Origin of the sequence: Microcoleus sp. N9_A1 (genome assembly GCF_036701795.1) — a bacterium.
GTDB lineage: Bacteria > Cyanobacteriota > Cyanobacteriia > Cyanobacteriales > Microcoleaceae > Microcoleus.
The window spans coordinates 103,833-121,682 of record NZ_JAUBRI010000002.1 but is presented as its reverse complement, the minus strand read 5'-3'; the positions used below and the strand labels follow the sequence as shown (position 1 = coordinate 121,682).

Here is a 17,850-nt window from a genome sequence, read left to right as displayed (position 1 = left end):
TCAACGGTTAAAACTTGAATTGACAGCCTTCGGAAGCCACCGCCCAAATTAATGACCGCCCGCCGCCCCAGCCGCCCGTTTGAAAGCTTCATCCAGCACTTCCGAAAGCGTCGGGTGCGTGTGAACTCGGAATGCTAAAGAGTTCACAGAATCGCGCTGGGCGATCGCATTTGCAGCCTCCTGAATCAAATCCGAAGCGTGCAAACCAAAAATGTGAACTCCCAACAATTCCCCATTATCTGTCCGGTAAATCACCTTAGCCATACCGTCAGTTTCACCCTCCGCAATAGCCTTAGAATTTCCCTTAAAATAAGTCTTGACAGAAGCAACCTCAAACCCTTCGGCTTTTCCTAACTCCTTCGCCGCAGGTTCATTCATTCCCACATAGCTAATTTCCGGGTGAGTAAAAGCCGCCGCTGGGATACTCAAATAGTCAACTTCGCGAGTGCGGCCGCAAATGTTTTCGACTGCTGCAATTCCCTGGGCAGATGCAGCGTGCGCTAACATCATTTTGCCATTAACATCGCCGATCGCCCACAAATTCGCGATCGGTTCTCCCGCTACCAAAACCTGCATCTTATCGTTAACGGGGATATAACCGCGCATGGTTTCCACGCCAAGAGTTTCTAACCCCAAATTCTTGCTCACCGGAACTCGGCCAGTCGCTACCAAACAAGCGTCAACTTCCAAAATTTCGACAACTTCCTTCGTTTTGAAATCAGCTAACTCAATAATTACCGGGGAACCGGGAATAATCTTCTTAGCCAACAAACCCACTTTTGTTTCAATATCGCGGGGTGCAATTAACACTCGTTCGGCTAATTTAGCAATATCTGGGTCAAAAGTCGGCATCAATTGATCGAGAGCTTCAATCATCGTAACTTCGCAGCCGAGGGCTGTGTAAATATCCGAAAACTCTAAACCGATATAACCGCTGCCAATAATTGCGATCCACTTCGGTAGGGATTCCAATCTGACAGCATCATCGCTGGTAAATACAGTTTTGCCGTCAATTTCTATCCCTGGAGGGACGAAAGGAATCGAACCGGGAGCGAGAATAATATCCTTGGCGGTAATAGTTTTCTCGCCTTTATCTGTTTCGACGGTAATTTTTTGAGCACTGGCAATTTTGCCCCAACCTTGGATGACATCCACGTTCAAACGTTTGAGGCTGTTGGTCAAGTCGCCGCGAAGTTTGCTAACAATAGTATTAGCGTGATTGGCGATCGCTCCGCGATCGAAATCCACGTTTCCCAACTGAATACCCAACATCTTGAGGTGGTGGGCATTCCGCAAATCCCGCACCCGCCCGGAAGCCGCCAGCAGCGCCTTAGAGGGAATGCAGCCGCGGTTGACGCAAGTTCCGCCCATATCGCCCGCTTCGATAATTGCCACTTTCAGCCCGCAGCTAACCGCGTGTATGGCCGCGCCGTGTCCGCCCACGCCAGCGCCGATAATTGCTAAATCGTAATCAAATCCCTGAGTCACCTTAAAATCTCCTAATGCCTTTGAAATCTTAGGACTCAAGCAACAAACACCGTCTCTCCGTCCTTTCGAGGTGGCGCGTTGCCATCGCAACCTTTGAACAGCGGTAATAATTGCATAAGTCCTGTGTCCTTATTCTCGACTAGACTAGGGTTAATTAGACAACGAAAGAGCCCTAACTGAGATTTTTTCAGGGTCGATGATTTTGAGCTGGGTCTACACAAAGTCTCAAATCACTCAGTAGGCGGGTGTACAGTTAAATACAGTTTGAAGGCTGACAATGCCCGCTGCGGGTTTGATATTGGGGCAGCAACTTGGGCCGCAGGCATTCCCACCGCCCGGTTAAATTCTGTCCCCCTGCTTGTTTTAGTCGGTTTTCATGTCTAATATCTGCACGCGCCGGGGCGGACAGAGTTTGTTGGCAACTTTTCGACTCTATGGAGTGGCTTATGACGGATGACGATGACCAGAAAGATTTACGCCGGGCCTCGGCTCAATCATTTTTTGAGTCCCTGGATGAATTGTTCGATTCTATAGAGTCGAACAGCAGTCAAGCTGCACAACCTAAATCTCCACCGCCTCCGGCGAAGTCTTCGAGTCAGTCTTCGAGTCCGCCGAAGATGACTAGACCTGCGAAAATTAATTTGTCGGATTTTGAAGATGCGATCGCCGATTTGGAACAGTTTATCCAGAGCAAACACCAGAAACGCCCTGAATCCAATCAATAGTGGGATGACACATTTTCAAGTATTGACTGTTGACTGTTGACTGTTGACTGTTGACTGTTGACTGTTGACTGTTGACAAGCGAAAAATTTTAGACCGAAGTTCCAGCTCCCAGATTCATCTGTGGAGTCGATTTTTAAATCTAAAATCTAAAATCTAAAATCGACTGGCTGTTAACGGTGCTTTAAGCTTAAGCTGTTTAGGTTGCAACCTACAATATATTCATATTTCGTTGAGGATTGTTTTACAAGAATCAAGCCAGATAAATTAGCTCAATTTACTATTAATAGCCTTATTTTTAGGCTTTGAGTGCTGCGGTAATTGCCTCGATCGCACTTCGATCGCGCGATCGCCGATCGCACTCAAAGGCAACTCCCATTCATCAATATCCATATCATTGCGGAACTTCACCGCAATATCAGCACCGTTAATAATCGCTCCCAACAGCCGCGGCCCGGATTTATGCGACTCGTCCTCCTCAGATTCCAGCAACTGATCTGCAGCCTCAGACAACATACTAGACAAAGTGTAACCAGGCCGCGCCACCAAAATCATACCGTCCGTGTACGGTTCCAGCGTCAGCGCGTCGTTGCACTCGCTCAATGCCGGAGAATCCACAACCACAAAATCAAAGCGGTTGCGAACATCCTCAAACAATCTCCGCATTTCGCTTGATTCTAGTACGGCGGAGGCTTGTCGCAAAAAGCCCGGACTTGGCACGACGTATAGGTTCTCTACCTCTGGAACCAAAAGGACGCACTCGCTAAAATTGCCGTAATAGTGCAAAGGTTCCACCGCCGCCAGAGGATCAGCGGCGATTTTTAAAGATTCAACGTTAGAAGGCGATCGCAAATCTGCTTCAATTAGCAAAGTCCGTTTACCCGATCGAGCCGATGCAATTGCCAAATTATAAGCACTAAAACTTTTCCCCTCCAAAGGCGCCGCCGAAGTCAGCAACACCACCTTCACAGGTTTGTTCCCGATCCGGCGCAAATTAGTACGCAACCGCTCGTAAAATTCCAAATAGGGAGAATTTGCCTCCAAGGCGAGCGGCATTATTTCATCGCCGTAGGAATCAAACACCGTCACTTCAGGCAAAACTGCCAGTATCGGCACCTCTTTTTCCACCAAAGCCGCCCGCACTTCTTCCCAACTGTAAAACTTGCCGTTGAGCATCCCCAACAAAAATATCAACCCCCCGCCCAGCAGCAATCCCACAAATCCGCCCACCGCCAGCATCACGGGCAAACCTCTCTTGTTTGACTCAACGTCATCAGTTTGCGGCCATTGGGCGATTCTCAAACTCCCCGTTGTCTCAGCTACCGCAGCCTCAGCATCTACCAAAGCCGACTGCATCTTGTCGTAGAGAGCTTTTTTGAACCCCACTTGCTGGGCTAACCGCGCTTGTTCTAACTGCTTGTTGGGGATTGTCGCGTGTTCCCGACGCAATTCTTGTTCAGTTTTCTCGATTCCTTGGAGTTGCTGTTGCACCGTATCCCGCTGCGTTTGCAAACCAATCAAAGTTTGAGCTAACTGCTGTCTGGCCGGATCTAAAGAAGAGTCTACCCGAATTCGAGCGGCACTTCTGAGCGGAGCCGCCACCCCGTTACCGCCGAGTACCTCAGATTGCCGCTGCTGCAACTGCTGCTCAAAAGCAAGTTTTTGTTTGAGCAATTCTACAATTTTCGGGTGTTCCTCCTGCAAGTCGCTGCGGAGAATTTTGAGCTGAGATTCGATCGAAAACAATTGCACTCGCAGTTGGGCAATAATTGGATCGGCAGAGAGTGCTTGAGCGACGTAAGCTTGCTCCACATTCAATCCCAAGCGATCCTGCAAACTATTAATTTGAGCTACAATTCCTCCCAACTGCACGCGGAGTTGCCGCTGCTGCTGTTGGCTGCTGGTAATCGCTAGCGGCAAAGCACCGCTCTGAGCTGCTAAAATTGAAGTTCCTTCTCGTTTTTCGTATGCTTCAAGTTTTGCTTCCGTCTCTCGGAGTTCCTGAGTTACTTTCGGCAAACGCTGGTTAATTTGGTCGATCGTTGCTCGCAGTCTAGAAGTATTAAATGTTTCGCTGTACTCCACCATTTCCTTCATCAGCGCCTTTACTACCGCTTCTGCTTTTGTACGATCGGCATTTTTGTACAATACTTGAATCAAAGCGCTGGGGTCATTATTCTTACTGGGCATCTTTACCTGCACGTCTTTTACCAGCTTGTTAGTCAAAACTTCTACTGCTTTTTTTTCTTCTTCTTGATTTACTATTGCCGCTTCTTCTTCTTCTTCTTTGTTTAATTTTTTTTCGGCTTTGATGAGTTTTTCTGCTGCTGGTTTAACCACCATTGTATCCAGCAGCATATCTTTAGTTATTTCTTGTCCTTCCTGTTGAATTTTAGTAGTAGTCGATGAAAAAATCACGTTCGGTCTGTCGTAGGCCAGCGTACCTATGGCAACGTAAACTGGCGCCGCCTTTGGCTGCAAAGCCACTACTCCCGACACTCCCACAGTCACCGCGAGAGTAGCCAGTCCCACCCACTTGTATTGGTCGAAAGCAATTAAATAACGTTTGACAACAGATAAAGTCATAAGGATTTTAGATTTTAGATTTTAGATTGCTAATTGTTAACGATAAATCATAACTAATGACTGATGACTTCTGCCAACTGCCAACTGCCAACTGCCAACTGCCAACTGCCAACTGCCAACTGACTACCTATCATTACGTGACGGGCCGAACAGATCTGTTACCCCATTTCTCAACTGCTCAAAAAACAGAATAAATCCCAAAGTATCCCGGAATGGTCGAGTAAAAGTATTGATTACATAACCAATGCGCTCTACCAAATTCCTACCAATAACAATCACATCATTATCTTCGAGCATCGGGTTCTGAGAAACATTGCCCTCCAAAGCAGCTTTAGCATCTATCGAACGGTTGATTGCTCTACCTTGCTTTTCGTCGAACCGAATCAGGGCTATTTTCCGCAAGTCAGCAAGATTAGCAGGCAAGTTGTTGAGAGCATCCAAAAACCTGCTGCCATTTTCTACGTAGAACGAAGTCAAACCACCACTAGCGTAACTCAAAACTCGAACGTAGATCCGGGGCTTAATCAGAGTAGACCGCGAAACAAGAGCTTTGTCGTAGTCTAGGTTTTTGGTACTAGCGTCCAATTGGGGGATGACAATCACATCTCCCGATGCCAAAGGAAAATCGAACAAATCGTTAGCGTTTGCTAGGGGAGTGTAGAGGTCGATTGGTTCCTCCACCGAGGAGCCGTCCATCAGCGTCCGCCGCACTCGCACCGCCCGCAAATCGGCTTTTCCCGTGACTCCCCCCGCAATCACCAAAGCAGCCGAAATTCGACCAGAACCCGCCGGAAGCGTGTAAAAACCCGGTTTGCCAACTTCTCCGGTGACAGTGATTTGGACGGGGACAGCAGCAGCAGCGAGGCTGTACCTGGATGCTAAATCTTGATCGGATTTGCGATCGGGCGTAACCTGTTTATACGGTACAACGATCGCATCTCCATCTTCCAAACGCAAATCCGGCGGAGCAATACCAGTTTGCAGCGGAGTCAAAATATCAACAACTTGCTCAGCCACAGCACCTCCCGGCAGAGTCCGCCGCACCCGCACCGCCCGCAGTTCCGCCGTCGGAGTAGTCCCAGCAGCAGCCGCCAGAGCAGCAGGAAGCTGGGGGGTTTGCAGCGGATAAAAACCCGGTCTGGCCACTTCCCCCGTCACCGTCACCACCACGGGGCGCTGAACCAGCAAAGCAGCCGAGACTTGAGGATTTTTGATAAATTGGCCAAAGCGCTCCCGGAGGCGCTGCTGTGATTCTTCGACAGTAAGATCACGCACATTTACTGTTCCGATTAGCGGCAGTACAATTACCCCTTCAGGGCTGATTGCACCCGTAAAACCTAGCTCTGGGAAGCGCTGAACTTGAACAGAAATCTGGTCTCCCGGGCCCAGGCGGTAGGGCCGATTCCGAAAAGCTGGGTTAATATCCCGGTTGAAGTTGGCTGGCGGCGGTGGCGGTACACGCAATGGCGGTGGCGCCACGAGTCGCTCGTCTCTTGGAACAACAGATTGAGCTAAAGCCGTTTCCGAAAAATTTTTGCTATTAAAACCCCAGAATACAGCAGCAAAAGATAGAGTCCAAGCAGTTGAATACAGGCCTGCCAAGGAAAAAGCGAGGCGATTTTTAATTGTGGATTTTTCCCGCTTTTTGAGAGGATTTAAAAAAGTAATATTTTGAATAATGACCTGATTTGTAAGTTTCATCTAAATATAGCGACGAGAAAAAACAATAAGATATTTTAGGGGCGAGTTGAATCCGGATATTTACCAGAAAAAATTGGTTTAAAGCCGGAACCCTTATAGGGAGAAATTAAAATCAGACTATTCATTACTCCAATCCTCTTCCTTCCAGGTAGAGGTCGCTATCAACTGTCAACTGTCAACTATCAACTATCAACTATCAACTGTCAACTATCAACTGTCAACTGTCAACTGTCAACTGTCAACTGTCAACTGAATAGGAAGCAGTTGATTTTGGCAAAACCAGCCCACGCCCTAGGCTGATTTATTTGCACCTACCTGCTTACTCAAACCGAAAAGTTTCTGTCATTAATTTAGCCTGGACATTTTCGGCAAGAGATTCCACCAATGGTTGAGCTATCTTAATGTCGCCCTGCGGTTGAATGGGAAGGATGATACTGACAGCAACCCAAGAGGCGCGGCGGTTCGATAGCCGAGCAATGCTGTCTTCCCAAAACCAGCGACTGGTTGCTGGAGAACCCCCGTTAGGCCAAGCGTACCACTGCACGACAGCAAAAGTTTGTTGGGGAGTCCAGCTTCGGAAAAACCTCGCCTCGACAGTAGGCGGTGGCTGGTCGGGTATTGGTGCTAATTTAACAGTAAACCTCAAAGTGCGATGAGAATCGGTTTGCCATCGGTGAAATCCATCGATATCTAGCCATTCCACTTGGGGCTGGTTTTTGGGGTAATTTTGAGGCAACAGCAATAAAATGGCAATTGTTTTATCCTTTTTAATTTCTTCAACTAACCATCTGTGAGTGCCAATTTGGACGTTATTCTGAACGGCTATAACCTGCCACTCAGGAATTTTTATCCCGTTTTGGCGCACACTTCTTAATTGCTTAAGGTTGGCAAGGGTTGGCGGGTTTGTCCAAGGCCATCTTCCCGTCGCGTAGCCGGGAATTGCTACTGCTCCAACTAATACCAGCAAAAACACCAGTACCATAATTTTAGATAATTGATACCACCGCAGTAGTTTCTGTGCTGAAATCATCTGTTTCATTAATTGCCAGACTGACTTGGGAAATACTTGTCCATCCCGTTGAGGAGAAGTACCAATAACCCTAGTATACAAGCAGAATATAAATCTCCGCCCCATCCGGCGTGCAGCCAAGTAAAAAGCGCCTCTCTTTGGGTTCCGTGAAAGTAAGTTAGCAAAGTATTGCGAAAAATGTTGGAAGTGATGCTAATGATGGATGTAATCACTAGAAACAAAAGACTTTTTTTGCGAGAGTTCCAAACTCCCGTCCAATCCAGCAAAATTAAGCTGACGTAAAGACTGGTAAACAGCATTTTTAAGCCTGCACAGTGTGGAGCAACTTCTACAATGCGCTCGTTTACGTACAGATAAATTGCTTCCACTCTCACGTTGATACCAATCTTAATTAATATCCAGCCTGATGTTTCAGCAATGAATTGCTGTAAGGGCAAGGCGTAGGGTTCTATGAGGTAAGGAATGTGGTTCGGCGAGGCCAGAAATACGAATAAAAGCGGCATCGCCTGCAATTGTAAGCCGGGAATTCCTTTTAAAGATAAGCAAATGCTGGCCAGCATTACGGGGAGGGATAAATTTACTAAATCGCTCAAGCGACTCAGATAAAAAAGCGTGGCTAGTACCAGCAAAAAGCCTCCCAAAGGATGCGGTGAGTTGGGCAAGCTGCGCCAGCACTTTCGGTTCATCCAAGCAATATAAGCTGCGTAGGGCAAACCAATTAGTCCGTGGCTGAAATATTCGTGTTCGAGGCTGATGCTTTTGTTGAGCCAGCCGTCGTACCAGTGTACTAGCAGGGGGGCGTACAGCAGCACTAGGAGTACCGTGATACCTTCCCCTAGGAGGTATCGCTTGAAAACAATGCGAATTTTGCGCTGGATGTGCATGGTTTGAGAAGTTTTAAGATTGCCGCGCTGGATTCGCAACGCTTTCGGGTTTTAAACTGTGAGTTAAAGATTTGTTAATTCCCCACCAAAACGCTTTGAGAACCGCACCCTACTGCTTGAAACACCTCCTGCATAAATTTTATGAACAATTAGCAATTCAACGATCGCCCGATCGCCTGTACAACCTGCTCGATCTGAGTATTGCTCAATCCGGGATACATTGGCAATGATAAAATTTGCTGGCACAGGATTTCTGCGTGGGGGAAGTCGCCCGGATTGCCTAAGTTTTGGTAGGCTGGTTGCAGGTGGCAGGGTACGGGATAGTGGATGCCTGTTTCAATCCCTTCTTGGGCGAGTTTTTGCTGGAGGGTATTGCGGTCGATCGGGCTTTTCTCAGTAATTTGGATCGCATAGATGTGATAAATGTGACCTGAACTGCTGTGATTGGCGATCGGTACAATGCCTTTGTGTTTCAGCGGCTCTAATAAAGTATTGTAATGTTGGGCGGCTAAGTTGCGATCGCGATTCCATTTTTCTAAGTAAGGTAATTTAACATTGAGTACAGCCGCTTGCAAATTGTCGAGGCGGCTGTTGGTGCCAATTTCTGTATGTAAATATTTGCTAAGAGCTCCGTAATTGCGGAAAGTACGCATGGTTTTTGCGAGCTCTGCATCGTTAGTAATTAACATCCCGCCGTCGCCAAAACAGCCGAGGTTTTTGCTGGGATAAAAGCTGAATGCTGCTGCTTTCCCAAAGGCACCCGCGCGGTATCCTTCTCTTTCGGCTAAGTGCGCTTGGGCGGCATCTTCAAATATGATTAAATCGTGCCGGTTAGCAAAATCTAAAAGCTGCGTAGGCGACACCATTTGACCGTAGAGGTGTACGGGGATAATTGCTTTAGTTTTTGAGGTTATTGCTGTTGCGGCTGCTGTCAGGTCAATCAGGGCGGTTTCCGGGTCACAATCTACCAGGATAGGTATTGCTTTGGCTTGAATGACGGCGATGATGGTGGCGATAAATGTGTTGGCGGGTACGATAATTTCGTCGCCCGGATTAATGCCGCAAGCTTGGAGTCCCAGGGCGATCGCATCTGTTCCGCAAGCCACTCCTACGCCGTATTGTACTCCAGAAGCTGCTGCAAATGCTGTTTCAAATTCGGCAAGTGCGTGGCCTAAAATAAAGTCTCCTCGCTCGATAATTTTTCCAATTTCTGCTACTATTTGGGGTTGAATTGGTTGGTGTTGCAGGGAGAGGTTGACAAATGGAACTTTGGGCGGGCGACTACTCATACACCAGAGGGAGATTAATTATTTATATTAACATTTAAGTGCGGATATTTTTTTAAAATTTTCTACCGCAGAGGGCGCAGAGAGCGCAGAGGAAAAGAGGAGAAAGCCGATCGCACTTTTTGGGAGTTGTCAATTAAATCAAGGTTTTTCGGTAATATAGAATGAGAGAATTTTGCAGCAATCGAAATCATGGAATACAAAAAACTCGGCAACAGCGATTTATCAGTATCTAAAATTTGTTTGGGTACGATGACTTACGGCCAGCAAAATACTGTGGAAGAGGCGGCCCAGCAGCTCGATTTGGCAATTTCCAAAGGAATCAACTTTATCGATACGGCCGAAATGTATCCGGTGCCTGGAAAACCGGAAACTCAGGGAAAAACAGAGGAATATATCGGGGAATGGTTGGCGAAACAGCAGCGGGATAAGGTTATTATAGCGACGAAAGTGGCGGGCAGAAGCACTCGGTTAAAGTGGATTCGGGAAGGAAAAAATCAGATCGATCGCCCAAATGTCGAAAAAGCCCTGAACGATAGCCTGAAGCGCTTGCAAACTGACTACATCGACCTCTATCAAATCCACTGGCCCGATCGCTACGTGCCGCTATTTGGCGCGCCAGATTACGATATTACTCAAGAACACGAAACTGTACCAATTTTGGAGCAGTTAGAGGTGTTTGCTGACTTGATAAAAGCTGGCAAAATCCGCTATTTGGGTTTGAGCAATGAAACGCCTTGGGGAGTTTGCGAGTTTTGCGAATTGGCACAAAAACACGGTTTGCCGAAAGTTGTTTCGATTCAAAATGCTTTTAGTTTGAGCAATCGGACTTTTCACATGAATTTGGCAGAAACTTGCCGTTTTAAAAATGTGGGATTGATGGCTTACAGTCCTTTGGCTTTTGGAATTTTAACGGGTAAATACTTGAACGGAATTCCCGAAAATTCGCGGCTGGCTTTGTTTGCTGGATTCGGTCAGCGTTACGATAAAACTAATCTGAATGATGCGGTGAAAGCGTATATTGAGATTGCGCGCAAACACGGTTTGACTCCGGCGCAGATGGCTTTGGCTTATGTGCGATCGCGCTGGTTTGTAAGTAGCACTATTATCGGTGCAACAAGTCTCGAACAGTTGGAGGAAAATCTCGGCAGTTTGGATGTGAATTTGGATCGGGAGATTGTTTCGGAAATCGATGCGGTGCACGCTAAGTATCCGAATCCGACACCGTAATCCTAATTATACCAAATCCGGGTTTATAGATGAATCGGCGGTTGAAACCGCTTCTACACACACAAAGTCCGCCTGCGCGGACTAAGAGTTTGAGGGAAAAGTTAATCCAGATTTGGTATTAGTAGGTTGGGTTGAGGTAACGAAACTTACGTTTCACTTCGCCCAACTTACCACTGGTTGGGAAAAGGTGTTTGAGTTCGATCGCGCTCAAGTATTAGATGCACTCAGAGGTTTTCTGGCTGAAGTGATGCAGCTAGCTGTAGATAAGGGTTACATCACAGCCGAGGAGAAGGATGAGTTTATTAGTCCGGCTTTTTCTGGTAATACCGATGCTGTGGTGTTGAGTAAGTAGTTGGTTTGGATGGTGTTTTGGGCGATCGCTCTGTTGCTGAGGTGTTACGAGTTGTTACAGTTTCATCCAGTCATGCAGTAAAAGTGAAATACTGCTAATTGTTAAAAGTGAGCGATATTTTTTAAAATTTTACTCTATGGAAGAAACAGTCCACGACAACTTTTTTAAAAATTTTACTGTAGTAACAGCAACTATATCTGCAGCAGATGATCTTCCTGAAAAATCCGGGATTTATGCTTTTTATCACGCTTTTGATTTTTTAGAAAATAACTTGTCTGATGGTGTAGATAATCGTTTAAGAAGTACAGTATTTAAAACGAAATTTTCGGAAAAACATAATAGAAGTAAGTTTATTGTCGATACTTGTGGAGAGTCAGTTGGTTTGTCTCAAAAAATGGTGCAATTTATCCAAGCGGTTTCTCAGCCTAAAGAACGAAGAATTTTAAAAAGTCTTCTGATCTCATGTAGCATTTTCCAACGCCCCGATTACATTGGCACAGCAAGCAACTTAAGAGATAGATTTATCCAACATTTGGATCGAGACGATGGCTTTTTATCAAGGTACGGAAACTCCAGAACCCCTGATGAATTTTTATTTGTTTGTTTACCTTGCCCAAAAAACATTTCTAGAGAGTTAGAAAGTCTGTTAATTCAACTATGTCAACCTAAGTTTAATACACAGAGAAGTTAGAAAATGGAATTAGATAATCAGTCTCCAGAGACGATAGAATATAAGGCAATCAGTGGTAAGTTTGGTGAAGTTAGGTACTTCATAACAACTCTAGATCAAAGTGATGCCGTTGAAAATATTAGATTTGCTGATGAAATTCAAGGCAGTTGGAGCTTTTCTGAAAGAGTTCAGAGAAAACTAGATGAAAACAGAGCGAATACAGAAATATTTTCTTATCTAGCACAGGGTGGAATTCGCTTTTTTAATTCAATTGTAGTTGTACTTTTGCCCAACTCGAATAACCAAAGAGAGTTTTGGGACTTTTCTGAAGTTAGTAGTCAGGGAAAAACAGTTGAAAAATGGGTCAATTTAAAGCTATATAAAAACGTAGCTAGAATTGTAATTGATGGTCAACATAGACTTCTTTCATTAAAGAGATACTGGAACGCCTATACTAAAAAAGAGCCTTTAAGTCCTCAACAAATAAATGAGAATTTTAAGTGCGACGAAACTTTTGACATACCAGTTGTTTATCTAGTATTTGGTAATCTTGGTAGAGTTGGTCATGCAGACTTAAGCGAAACAGTAAGAGATGAAATAATCAAAGCAACTCGCAATATTTTTACAGTGATCAACAAGACTGCAAAATCAATCGATAAACAAACTCAATTATTGCTGGATGACAGTAAAATATCAGCATTGATTCCTAGAAAACTTTTAGAGGAAGAAGTGCTTGAAGATAAATTTGTTAAATGGTCTTCCAAATCAAGAAATTTGACCCAATCAGAACCCTATCTAACAACTCTAGATTTGGTTAGCCAATGTACTATTGAACTATTGAAAGATTATCAGAAGCAAGCTTTAAAGAAATCATTCAATTCACCAACTGAGCGTAATATAGCTCTGGAAAATTATTACGAATCTCATCCTAAACTTCCTGAGATAAGTACAAAAGCATTGCTTAAGTGGTTTTTCACTGAACTTCAGCCATTCAAGGATTGGGTATCACAGATTAACTACGTTGGTATCAATATTCCTACTCAACCGGAGCAATCTAGATTAAGTGCCAGCCAAAAAGCAACTATAAAAGACTTACGAGATTCTAACGTTTTGTATACTATATTAGGGCAAAAAATTCTGTTTTCCGCTGTTTCAAGGTTCCTAATGAAGATAAGAATAGAGTACCGTATTCCTGCGATTCTTGATGCGATATCGCTTAGTGTTACTAAAATGGATAAAGAGGGATTTTTTAACAGAAATGCCCCCCATTGGTCTAGTGTTCTAGTGCGACCAAATGAAAAACTAACCATGATCACTACAGGATCTGGGACTGATAAATGTATAGACCTGATCAGAATGATATTGCTAGATTCCTCTGAGGGCGTGAGAGACTTGATAAAACGTACTAGAGATGATGTCAGCAGCGAGGTTAACTGGAATGAATCTTTGATTTCCGTTTGGAGAAAAGATTTTCATGTGATATTACCTGAAGTTGAATTTATTGATGAGCAGATAGAGAAATCTTCTGAATCAGATGATTCTTTTGCTGAAGTTCGAGATTCGCTTGACTCTTTTGAGGAAGATGAAGAAGAATCTGATGAAATTGAAGATGATGAGGATATTTTCAAAGAAACGGAAGAAGTAAAAGATTAAGCTATCAACTTGACGAGGTGTTCAAATATAGCGATGTAACAAAACTTTTTTCGACAATTGCCGAAGAAGCCGGATCTGCCGGATGTCCGCGCAAAATTTACGGCATTACCTCCTCTGGGCACGATCGCGAATATGCAGCAGATAGACTAGAAATATCATAGAAAGCGCGATCGCCCTTTCCATCCAAAAAATAGGACAATGGTAAAGGGCGATCGCACTTCACCCTAAAATCTTTCTCAACTAAACCCATGAGCACAATTCGCTTACAACTAGCCGAATACTTGAAATGTCGAGGTTTCACCCCCGAAAACTTAGTCGAAGCTGTCGGCGAAACACTCAATCCTGAAACCGTATACCAACTGATCGAAAAAGCCGAAAAGCTCAACCATTTAGACTTATCCGTCCTCGCCGCTATTATAGATGGCTTGAGCAAACTCAATGGTTTTCCAGTTGGCATCCCAGAAGTGCTAATATTTTTTCCTGACATTTCCGAGGAAGCATTGGCAAAATCGCCTTGGCGTCAACTTTACCTCGTCGATAATGAAATTCCCCCCTATGATTGGGGAGATGTAGACCCGATGAAACTTGGTCAACCCGTGCGCTATATACCGGGAGTAGGTGCTGTTATTCTTGAAGACGAAAGGGTATAGCAATAAGCGTGGCTAATAGATTCACCATCCGCGATATTTTACTGGTTGATTTCCCTCCTCAAACGCCTGCACTGCACGAACAGCAAGGAATACGCCCTGCAGTAGTAGTGGGGAGGCCAAGCAACACAGGTACGATCCGTTTTGAGCTTGTGATTGTTGTGCCGATTACCAGACAATCAGGAGATTGGACTGCACAAAATCCAATTTTATACCCAAGTCTTCAGGCTGGAGTGGGAAATCTAACCGCCGACTCGATAGTATTGCTGGATCAAGTACGCGCTGTAGATATTCGGCGAGTATTGCGGTATCTTGGCAGTTTAACCGCAGAAGAGTATCAGCCGATCGCAAATGGAATAAAAGCTATGTTTGGCTTTTAAATTATTCCTCCATTATCTAAACGTTTATCGCGCAAATGCTTAATGCGATTCCCTACGGGATAGATTCGCACGCGCGTACTTTTTGCTTTTTTTCCTGCAAAAACTCGGCAAAATCGCATACTTCAGCCACTAAATCTTCAGATAAATTATCCAAAATAGACTGTAAACGCTCTCGAACTCCCATCATTTCGCTAGCAGATTTTACTAATTGCAACTGATGCGGATAAACTGTTTCAACACCTATCGTTTCCATAAATGATTCTGGCTCATCCTGAGTTGCGGCAACAAAATCTCCGCCAACTTCTGCTTTCACCCAGCCGCCAAATAATTCGACTAAATAAGCTTCACCGTTCTTGAATACCTCAACAATCGCCCCCGCTGTTTCTGGGGGTGCAACTCCGCCATCTGCGAGAGCGATTTCTTCGGTTAAATTAACTGCATCAAATAACTGAAATTTGCTCATTGCTGTCCAATCTTTAACCCGCGAAGGCGGGTTTTGTTCGTGTAGACGCGGTTTCAACCGCCGGGTTTAATGTCCCAATAGCTTATCCCGCAAATGCTTGATACGATCGCGCAATTTACCCGCCTCCTCAAACTCCAACTTCTTAGCCGCCGCCTTCATCTGCGCTTCCAACCGCCCGATTAACTGAGGAATCTCATCCAAAGATAACTCATCAACCCGTTCGTAAACCTCCTCCAACTGCTGAGAATTCAGCTTGCGCGACACATCCAGAAACGCCAAAATCGCGTTAGTCGATCGCTTTTTCGCGATCGGCTGAGGCGTAATCCCGTGCATCTTATTGTACGCTAGCTGAATCCCCCGGCGCCGATCCGTTTCGTCGATCGCCTTAACCATGCTGTCAGTCAACTTATCCGCATACAAAATCGCCTGTCCCCGAATGTGGCGCGCCGCCCTTCCAATCGTTTGAATCAACGAACGTCCCGATCGCAAAAACCCCTCTTTATCCGCATCCAAAATCACCACCAGCGACACTTCCGGCAAATCCAAACCTTCCCGCAGCAAGTTCACACCAATCAACACATCAAACTTGCCATCCTGCAAATCTTGGATAATTTCGATGCGTTGAATCGACTGGATTTCCGAGTGCAAATACCGGACTCTAATCGCCCTTTCCTGCAAATATTCGGTTAAATCTTCCGCCATTCGCTTCGTTAAAGTTGTCACCAAAACCCGCTCATTCAGGCTGACTCTCTGATTGATTTCCCCCAACAAATCGTCAATTTGTCCTTCCGTCGGACGCACGAAAATCGTCGGATCGACTACTCCCGTCGGACGGATTACCTGTTCGGCAACTCTTCCTTCAGAAATCTCGATTTCCCAATCTCCAGGCGTAGCAGAAACAAAAATGCACTGATTCTCCTTTGCCCAAAATTCCTCTGCTTTTAAAGGGCGGTTGTCTGCCGCGCTGGGCAATCGGAAACCATGTTCGATCAATACTTTTTTGCGCGCTTGGTCGCCGTTGTACATCCCCCGAATTTGCGGGACTGTAACGTGGGATTCATCTATCACCAACATCCAATCTTTGGGAAAATAATCAATCAAACATTCTGGCGGTTCTCCCGCATTTCTGCCTGCTAAATGCCGCGAATAATTCTCAACTCCGTTGCAGTATCCTACCTCGCGCAGCATTTCCAAATCGTAGCGGGTGCGCTGTTCTATTCGCTGAGCTTCTAAGAGTTTTCCATTTTTTTCAAATTCTGCCAGTCTGTCTTCTAATTCGAGTTCTATTCCTTGACAAGCAGCTTCTAATTTATCATCAGCAGTCACAAAGTGGCGGGCTGGATAAATATTTAAAGCGGTTGTACTTGCCAGGATTTTACCAGTTACGGGGTCAACATAGCGAATGGCATCGATTTCGTCGCCGAAGAATTCGACGCGAATAATTCTATCTTCGTAGGCGGGGCCGATTTCTACAACGTCGCCTTTGACGCGAAATTTGCCTCTGCCTAAATCGATGTCGTTGCGGCTGTATTGGACATTGACTAAATCTCGCAAAACTTGCCGCTGGTTGACTTCCATTCCTACTTGCAAAGGGATAGCAGCTTTCAGGTATTCTGCGGGCATTCCCAAACCGTAGATGCAGCTAATTGATGCTACGACAATTACGTCGCGGCGTTCAAATAGCGATCGCGTGGCGGAGTGTCGCAGCATATCGATTTCATCGTTAATTGCTGCGGTTTTTTCGATGAATGTATCGGTGACGGCGATGTATGCTTCAGGTTGGTAGTAGTCGTAATAACTGACAAAGTATTCGACTGCATTGTTAGGAAAAAAATTGCGAAGTTCATTGCACAGTTGAGCTGCCAAGGTTTTGTTGTGTGCTAGAACTAAGGTGGGTCTGCCGATTTTTTCAATAACCGAGGCAATGGAGAAGGTTTTGCCGGTACCTGTCGCGCCGAGTAAGGTTTGAAATCGATCGCCCGCTTGGATGCCTTTGACGAGTTGCTCGATCGCTAGCGGTTGGTCGCCTGTGGGCTGGAAGGGCGCTTGCAATTGAAAAGATCCTGCCGCAGTTACCATAGGAAAATGTAGCTATTACCAATAAATCTTAACAAAAATGCAGAGATTCTGCAATTTCTTTAAGAAAATAGTTAGACTTTGTAATATTATTTTAATCATCGGCCGAAATAGAAAGCAAAAAGCCCAGAAAGCGGTTGTCCGAACCCAGCAATCAACAGCAATAAACGAGGAAAAGAATTATGGATACGAGGAGCACAGGTACAGGCAAAGGCAAAGCGATCGCCCGCCGCGGCAAAGCAAGTTCCAAAAGCCAAGCGACAGAACCCACGGATGCCAAAGCAACAGGAATTCAACTTTATCGGCCTCAACTCATGCATGACAACCGCCCCGTCGGCCCTGACGATTTTACCATCAGCGAGACCGTCTCGATCTCGGGGAATCGCCCGATCGGCACTAGCACCCTGCACCTCAGCGAAACCTACGGCATTGTAGGCAATCGCCCCGTGGAAGCCAGCGACTTGGAAGTGGTTGGTACAATCGGGAGGCGCCCGATCGGCTCCAGCGCCATGCAAGTCAGCGAAATGTTCAGTATGTCCGGTGCCCGCCCAATTGGTATCAGCACTCTGCACATTGACGAAGTTTACTCCACAATGGGAGGAAACCGCCCTATTGCTTCAAACGAAATTGACGATAGCTCGGCATTAATGGGCTTTTTAGATTAATTAGTCAGTTGTTATTT

At 45.5% G+C, this 17,850-nt stretch carries 17 protein-coding genes; 8 read left to right on the top strand and 9 right to left on the bottom strand.

Features of this window, described 5'->3' with window-relative positions; translation table 11 throughout:
* Positions 1-48: 48 nt before the first annotated feature.
* Entirely contained in the window at positions 49-1,488 is a 1,440-nt protein-coding gene (lpdA, locus tag QUA58_RS01410; protein ID WP_333392752.1) for a dihydrolipoyl dehydrogenase, read from the bottom strand.
* Between the two features lie 446 nt (positions 1,489-1,934).
* On the opposite strand from lpdA, the gene QUA58_RS01405 reads away from it, so the two are divergent.
* Positions 1,935-2,213 carry a hypothetical protein gene (locus tag QUA58_RS01405; protein WP_333247401.1) on the top strand — a complete coding sequence of 93 codons (279 nt, stop codon included), beginning with the start codon at positions 1,935-1,937 and terminating at the stop codon, positions 2,211-2,213.
* A 264-nt stretch (positions 2,214-2,477) separates the two neighbouring features.
* Here the strand turns inward: QUA58_RS01405 and QUA58_RS01400 are convergent, their stop codons facing one another.
* The 5 genes from QUA58_RS01400 to QUA58_RS01380 all read right to left on the bottom strand — a co-directional run bounded on the left by QUA58_RS01400 (position 2,478) and on the right by QUA58_RS01380 (position 9,700).
* Positions 2,478-4,796: a lipopolysaccharide biosynthesis gene (locus QUA58_RS01400; protein ID WP_333247399.1), complete on the bottom strand. Its 2,319-nt coding sequence runs from the start codon at positions 4,794-4,796 to the stop codon at positions 2,478-2,480.
* A gap of 123 nt (positions 4,797-4,919) precedes the next feature.
* Positions 4,920-6,497 carry a polysaccharide biosynthesis/export family protein gene (locus QUA58_RS01395; RefSeq protein WP_333247398.1) on the bottom strand — a complete coding sequence of 526 codons (1,578 nt, stop codon included), beginning with the start codon at positions 6,495-6,497 and terminating at the stop codon, positions 4,920-4,922.
* A gap of 319 nt (positions 6,498-6,816) precedes the next feature.
* Complete coding sequence (locus tag QUA58_RS01390; protein WP_333392750.1) at positions 6,817-7,536, bottom strand: cyanoexosortase B system-associated protein; 720 nt, start codon at positions 7,534-7,536, stop codon at positions 6,817-6,819.
* Positions 7,536-8,411: a cyanoexosortase B gene (crtB, locus tag QUA58_RS01385; protein WP_333392819.1), complete on the bottom strand. Its 876-nt coding sequence runs from the start codon at positions 8,409-8,411 to the stop codon at positions 7,536-7,538. Before crtB ends, QUA58_RS01390 begins: the two co-directional genes overlap by 1 nt.
* 149 nt (positions 8,412-8,560) lie before the next feature.
* Positions 8,561-9,700 carry a DegT/DnrJ/EryC1/StrS family aminotransferase gene (locus QUA58_RS01380; RefSeq protein ID WP_333392748.1) on the bottom strand — a complete coding sequence of 380 codons (1,140 nt, stop codon included), beginning with the start codon at positions 9,698-9,700 and terminating at the stop codon, positions 8,561-8,563.
* A 189-nt stretch (positions 9,701-9,889) separates the two neighbouring features.
* Here QUA58_RS01380 and QUA58_RS01375 point away from each other — a divergent pair, with 189 nt between their 5' ends.
* From QUA58_RS01375 to QUA58_RS01360, 4 genes are all read left to right on the top strand, one after another.
* The gene (locus QUA58_RS01375) at positions 9,890-10,927 is read left to right on the top strand and encodes an NADP(H)-dependent aldo-keto reductase (protein ID WP_333392747.1); all 1,038 of its coding nucleotides are present in this window, start codon (positions 9,890-9,892) and stop codon (positions 10,925-10,927) included.
* A gap of 112 nt (positions 10,928-11,039) precedes the next feature.
* Complete coding sequence (locus tag QUA58_RS01370) at positions 11,040-11,279, top strand: hypothetical protein (RefSeq protein WP_333392746.1); 240 nt, start codon at positions 11,040-11,042, stop codon at positions 11,277-11,279.
* A 136-nt stretch (positions 11,280-11,415) separates the two neighbouring features.
* Positions 11,416-11,970 (top strand): GIY-YIG nuclease family protein, encoded by a 555-nt coding sequence (locus QUA58_RS01365; protein ID WP_333392745.1) that lies wholly within the window; start codon positions 11,416-11,418, stop codon positions 11,968-11,970.
* Positions 11,971-11,973: 3 nt separating this feature from the next.
* On the top strand, positions 11,974-13,602 hold the full coding sequence (locus QUA58_RS01360) for a DGQHR domain-containing protein (protein WP_333392744.1): 1,629 nt from the start codon (positions 11,974-11,976) through the stop codon (positions 13,600-13,602).
* 97 nt (positions 13,603-13,699) lie between these two features.
* On the opposite strand, the gene QUA58_RS01355 is transcribed toward QUA58_RS01360, so the two are convergent.
* The gene (locus QUA58_RS01355; protein WP_333392743.1) at positions 13,700-13,852 is read right to left on the bottom strand and encodes a hypothetical protein; all 153 of its coding nucleotides are present in this window, start codon (positions 13,850-13,852) and stop codon (positions 13,700-13,702) included.
* Between QUA58_RS01355 and QUA58_RS01350 the strand changes: the two genes are divergently transcribed.
* Entirely contained in the window at positions 13,851-14,252 is a 402-nt protein-coding gene (locus tag QUA58_RS01350; protein ID WP_333392742.1) for a hypothetical protein, read from the top strand. The genes QUA58_RS01355 and QUA58_RS01350 overlap by 2 nt on opposite strands.
* Before the next feature lie 8 nt (positions 14,253-14,260).
* Positions 14,261-14,629, top strand: coding sequence for a type II toxin-antitoxin system PemK/MazF family toxin (locus QUA58_RS01345; RefSeq protein ID WP_333090919.1), 369 nt, complete (start codon positions 14,261-14,263; stop codon positions 14,627-14,629).
* Between the two features lie 52 nt (positions 14,630-14,681).
* Here QUA58_RS01345 and QUA58_RS01340 read toward each other — a convergent pair whose 3' ends face one another.
* Positions 14,682-15,149: a DUF2281 domain-containing protein gene (locus tag QUA58_RS01340; protein WP_333392741.1), complete on the bottom strand. Its 468-nt coding sequence runs from the start codon at positions 15,147-15,149 to the stop codon at positions 14,682-14,684.
* A 9-nt stretch (positions 15,150-15,158) separates the two neighbouring features.
* The gene (gene uvrB, locus QUA58_RS01335; protein WP_333392740.1) at positions 15,159-17,171 is read right to left on the bottom strand and encodes an excinuclease ABC subunit UvrB; all 2,013 of its coding nucleotides are present in this window, start codon (positions 17,169-17,171) and stop codon (positions 15,159-15,161) included.
* Positions 17,172-17,350: 179 nt separating this feature from the next.
* Between uvrB and QUA58_RS01330 the strand changes: the two genes are divergently transcribed.
* Positions 17,351-17,833, top strand: a complete 483-nt coding sequence (locus QUA58_RS01330; protein ID WP_333247374.1) for a hypothetical protein — start codon at positions 17,351-17,353, stop codon at positions 17,831-17,833.
* Positions 17,834-17,850: the final 17 nt, after the last annotated feature.

Excerpts from the sequence above, each read along its gene's own strand:
- QUA58_RS01405 (WP_333247401.1), top strand. The coding sequence starts at position 1,935 with ATGACGGATGACGATGACCAGAAAGATTTACGCCGGGCCTCGGCTCAA.
- QUA58_RS01400 (WP_333247399.1), bottom strand. The coding sequence starts at position 4,796 with ATGACTTTATCTGTTGTCAAACGTTATTTAATTGCTTTCGACCAATAC.
- QUA58_RS01395 (WP_333247398.1), bottom strand. The coding sequence starts at position 6,497 with ATGAAACTTACAAATCAGGTCATTATTCAAAATATTACTTTTTTAAAT.
- QUA58_RS01390 (WP_333392750.1), bottom strand. The coding sequence starts at position 7,536 with ATGAAACAGATGATTTCAGCACAGAAACTACTGCGGTGGTATCAATTA.
- crtB (WP_333392819.1), bottom strand. The coding sequence starts at position 8,411 with ATGCACATCCAGCGCAAAATTCGCATTGTTTTCAAGCGATACCTCCTA.
- QUA58_RS01380 (WP_333392748.1), bottom strand. The coding sequence starts at position 9,700 with ATGAGTAGTCGCCCGCCCAAAGTTCCATTTGTCAACCTCTCCCTGCAA.
- QUA58_RS01375 (WP_333392747.1), top strand. The coding sequence starts at position 9,890 with ATGGAATACAAAAAACTCGGCAACAGCGATTTATCAGTATCTAAAATT.
- QUA58_RS01365 (WP_333392745.1), top strand. The coding sequence starts at position 11,416 with ATGGAAGAAACAGTCCACGACAACTTTTTTAAAAATTTTACTGTAGTA.
- QUA58_RS01360 (WP_333392744.1), top strand. The coding sequence starts at position 11,974 with ATGGAATTAGATAATCAGTCTCCAGAGACGATAGAATATAAGGCAATC.
- QUA58_RS01350 (WP_333392742.1), top strand. The coding sequence starts at position 13,851 with ATGAGCACAATTCGCTTACAACTAGCCGAATACTTGAAATGTCGAGGT.
- QUA58_RS01355 (WP_333392743.1), bottom strand. The coding sequence starts at position 13,852 with ATGGGTTTAGTTGAGAAAGATTTTAGGGTGAAGTGCGATCGCCCTTTA.
- uvrB (WP_333392740.1), bottom strand. The coding sequence starts at position 17,171 with ATGGTAACTGCGGCAGGATCTTTTCAATTGCAAGCGCCCTTCCAGCCC.
- QUA58_RS01330 (WP_333247374.1), top strand. The coding sequence starts at position 17,351 with ATGGATACGAGGAGCACAGGTACAGGCAAAGGCAAAGCGATCGCCCGC.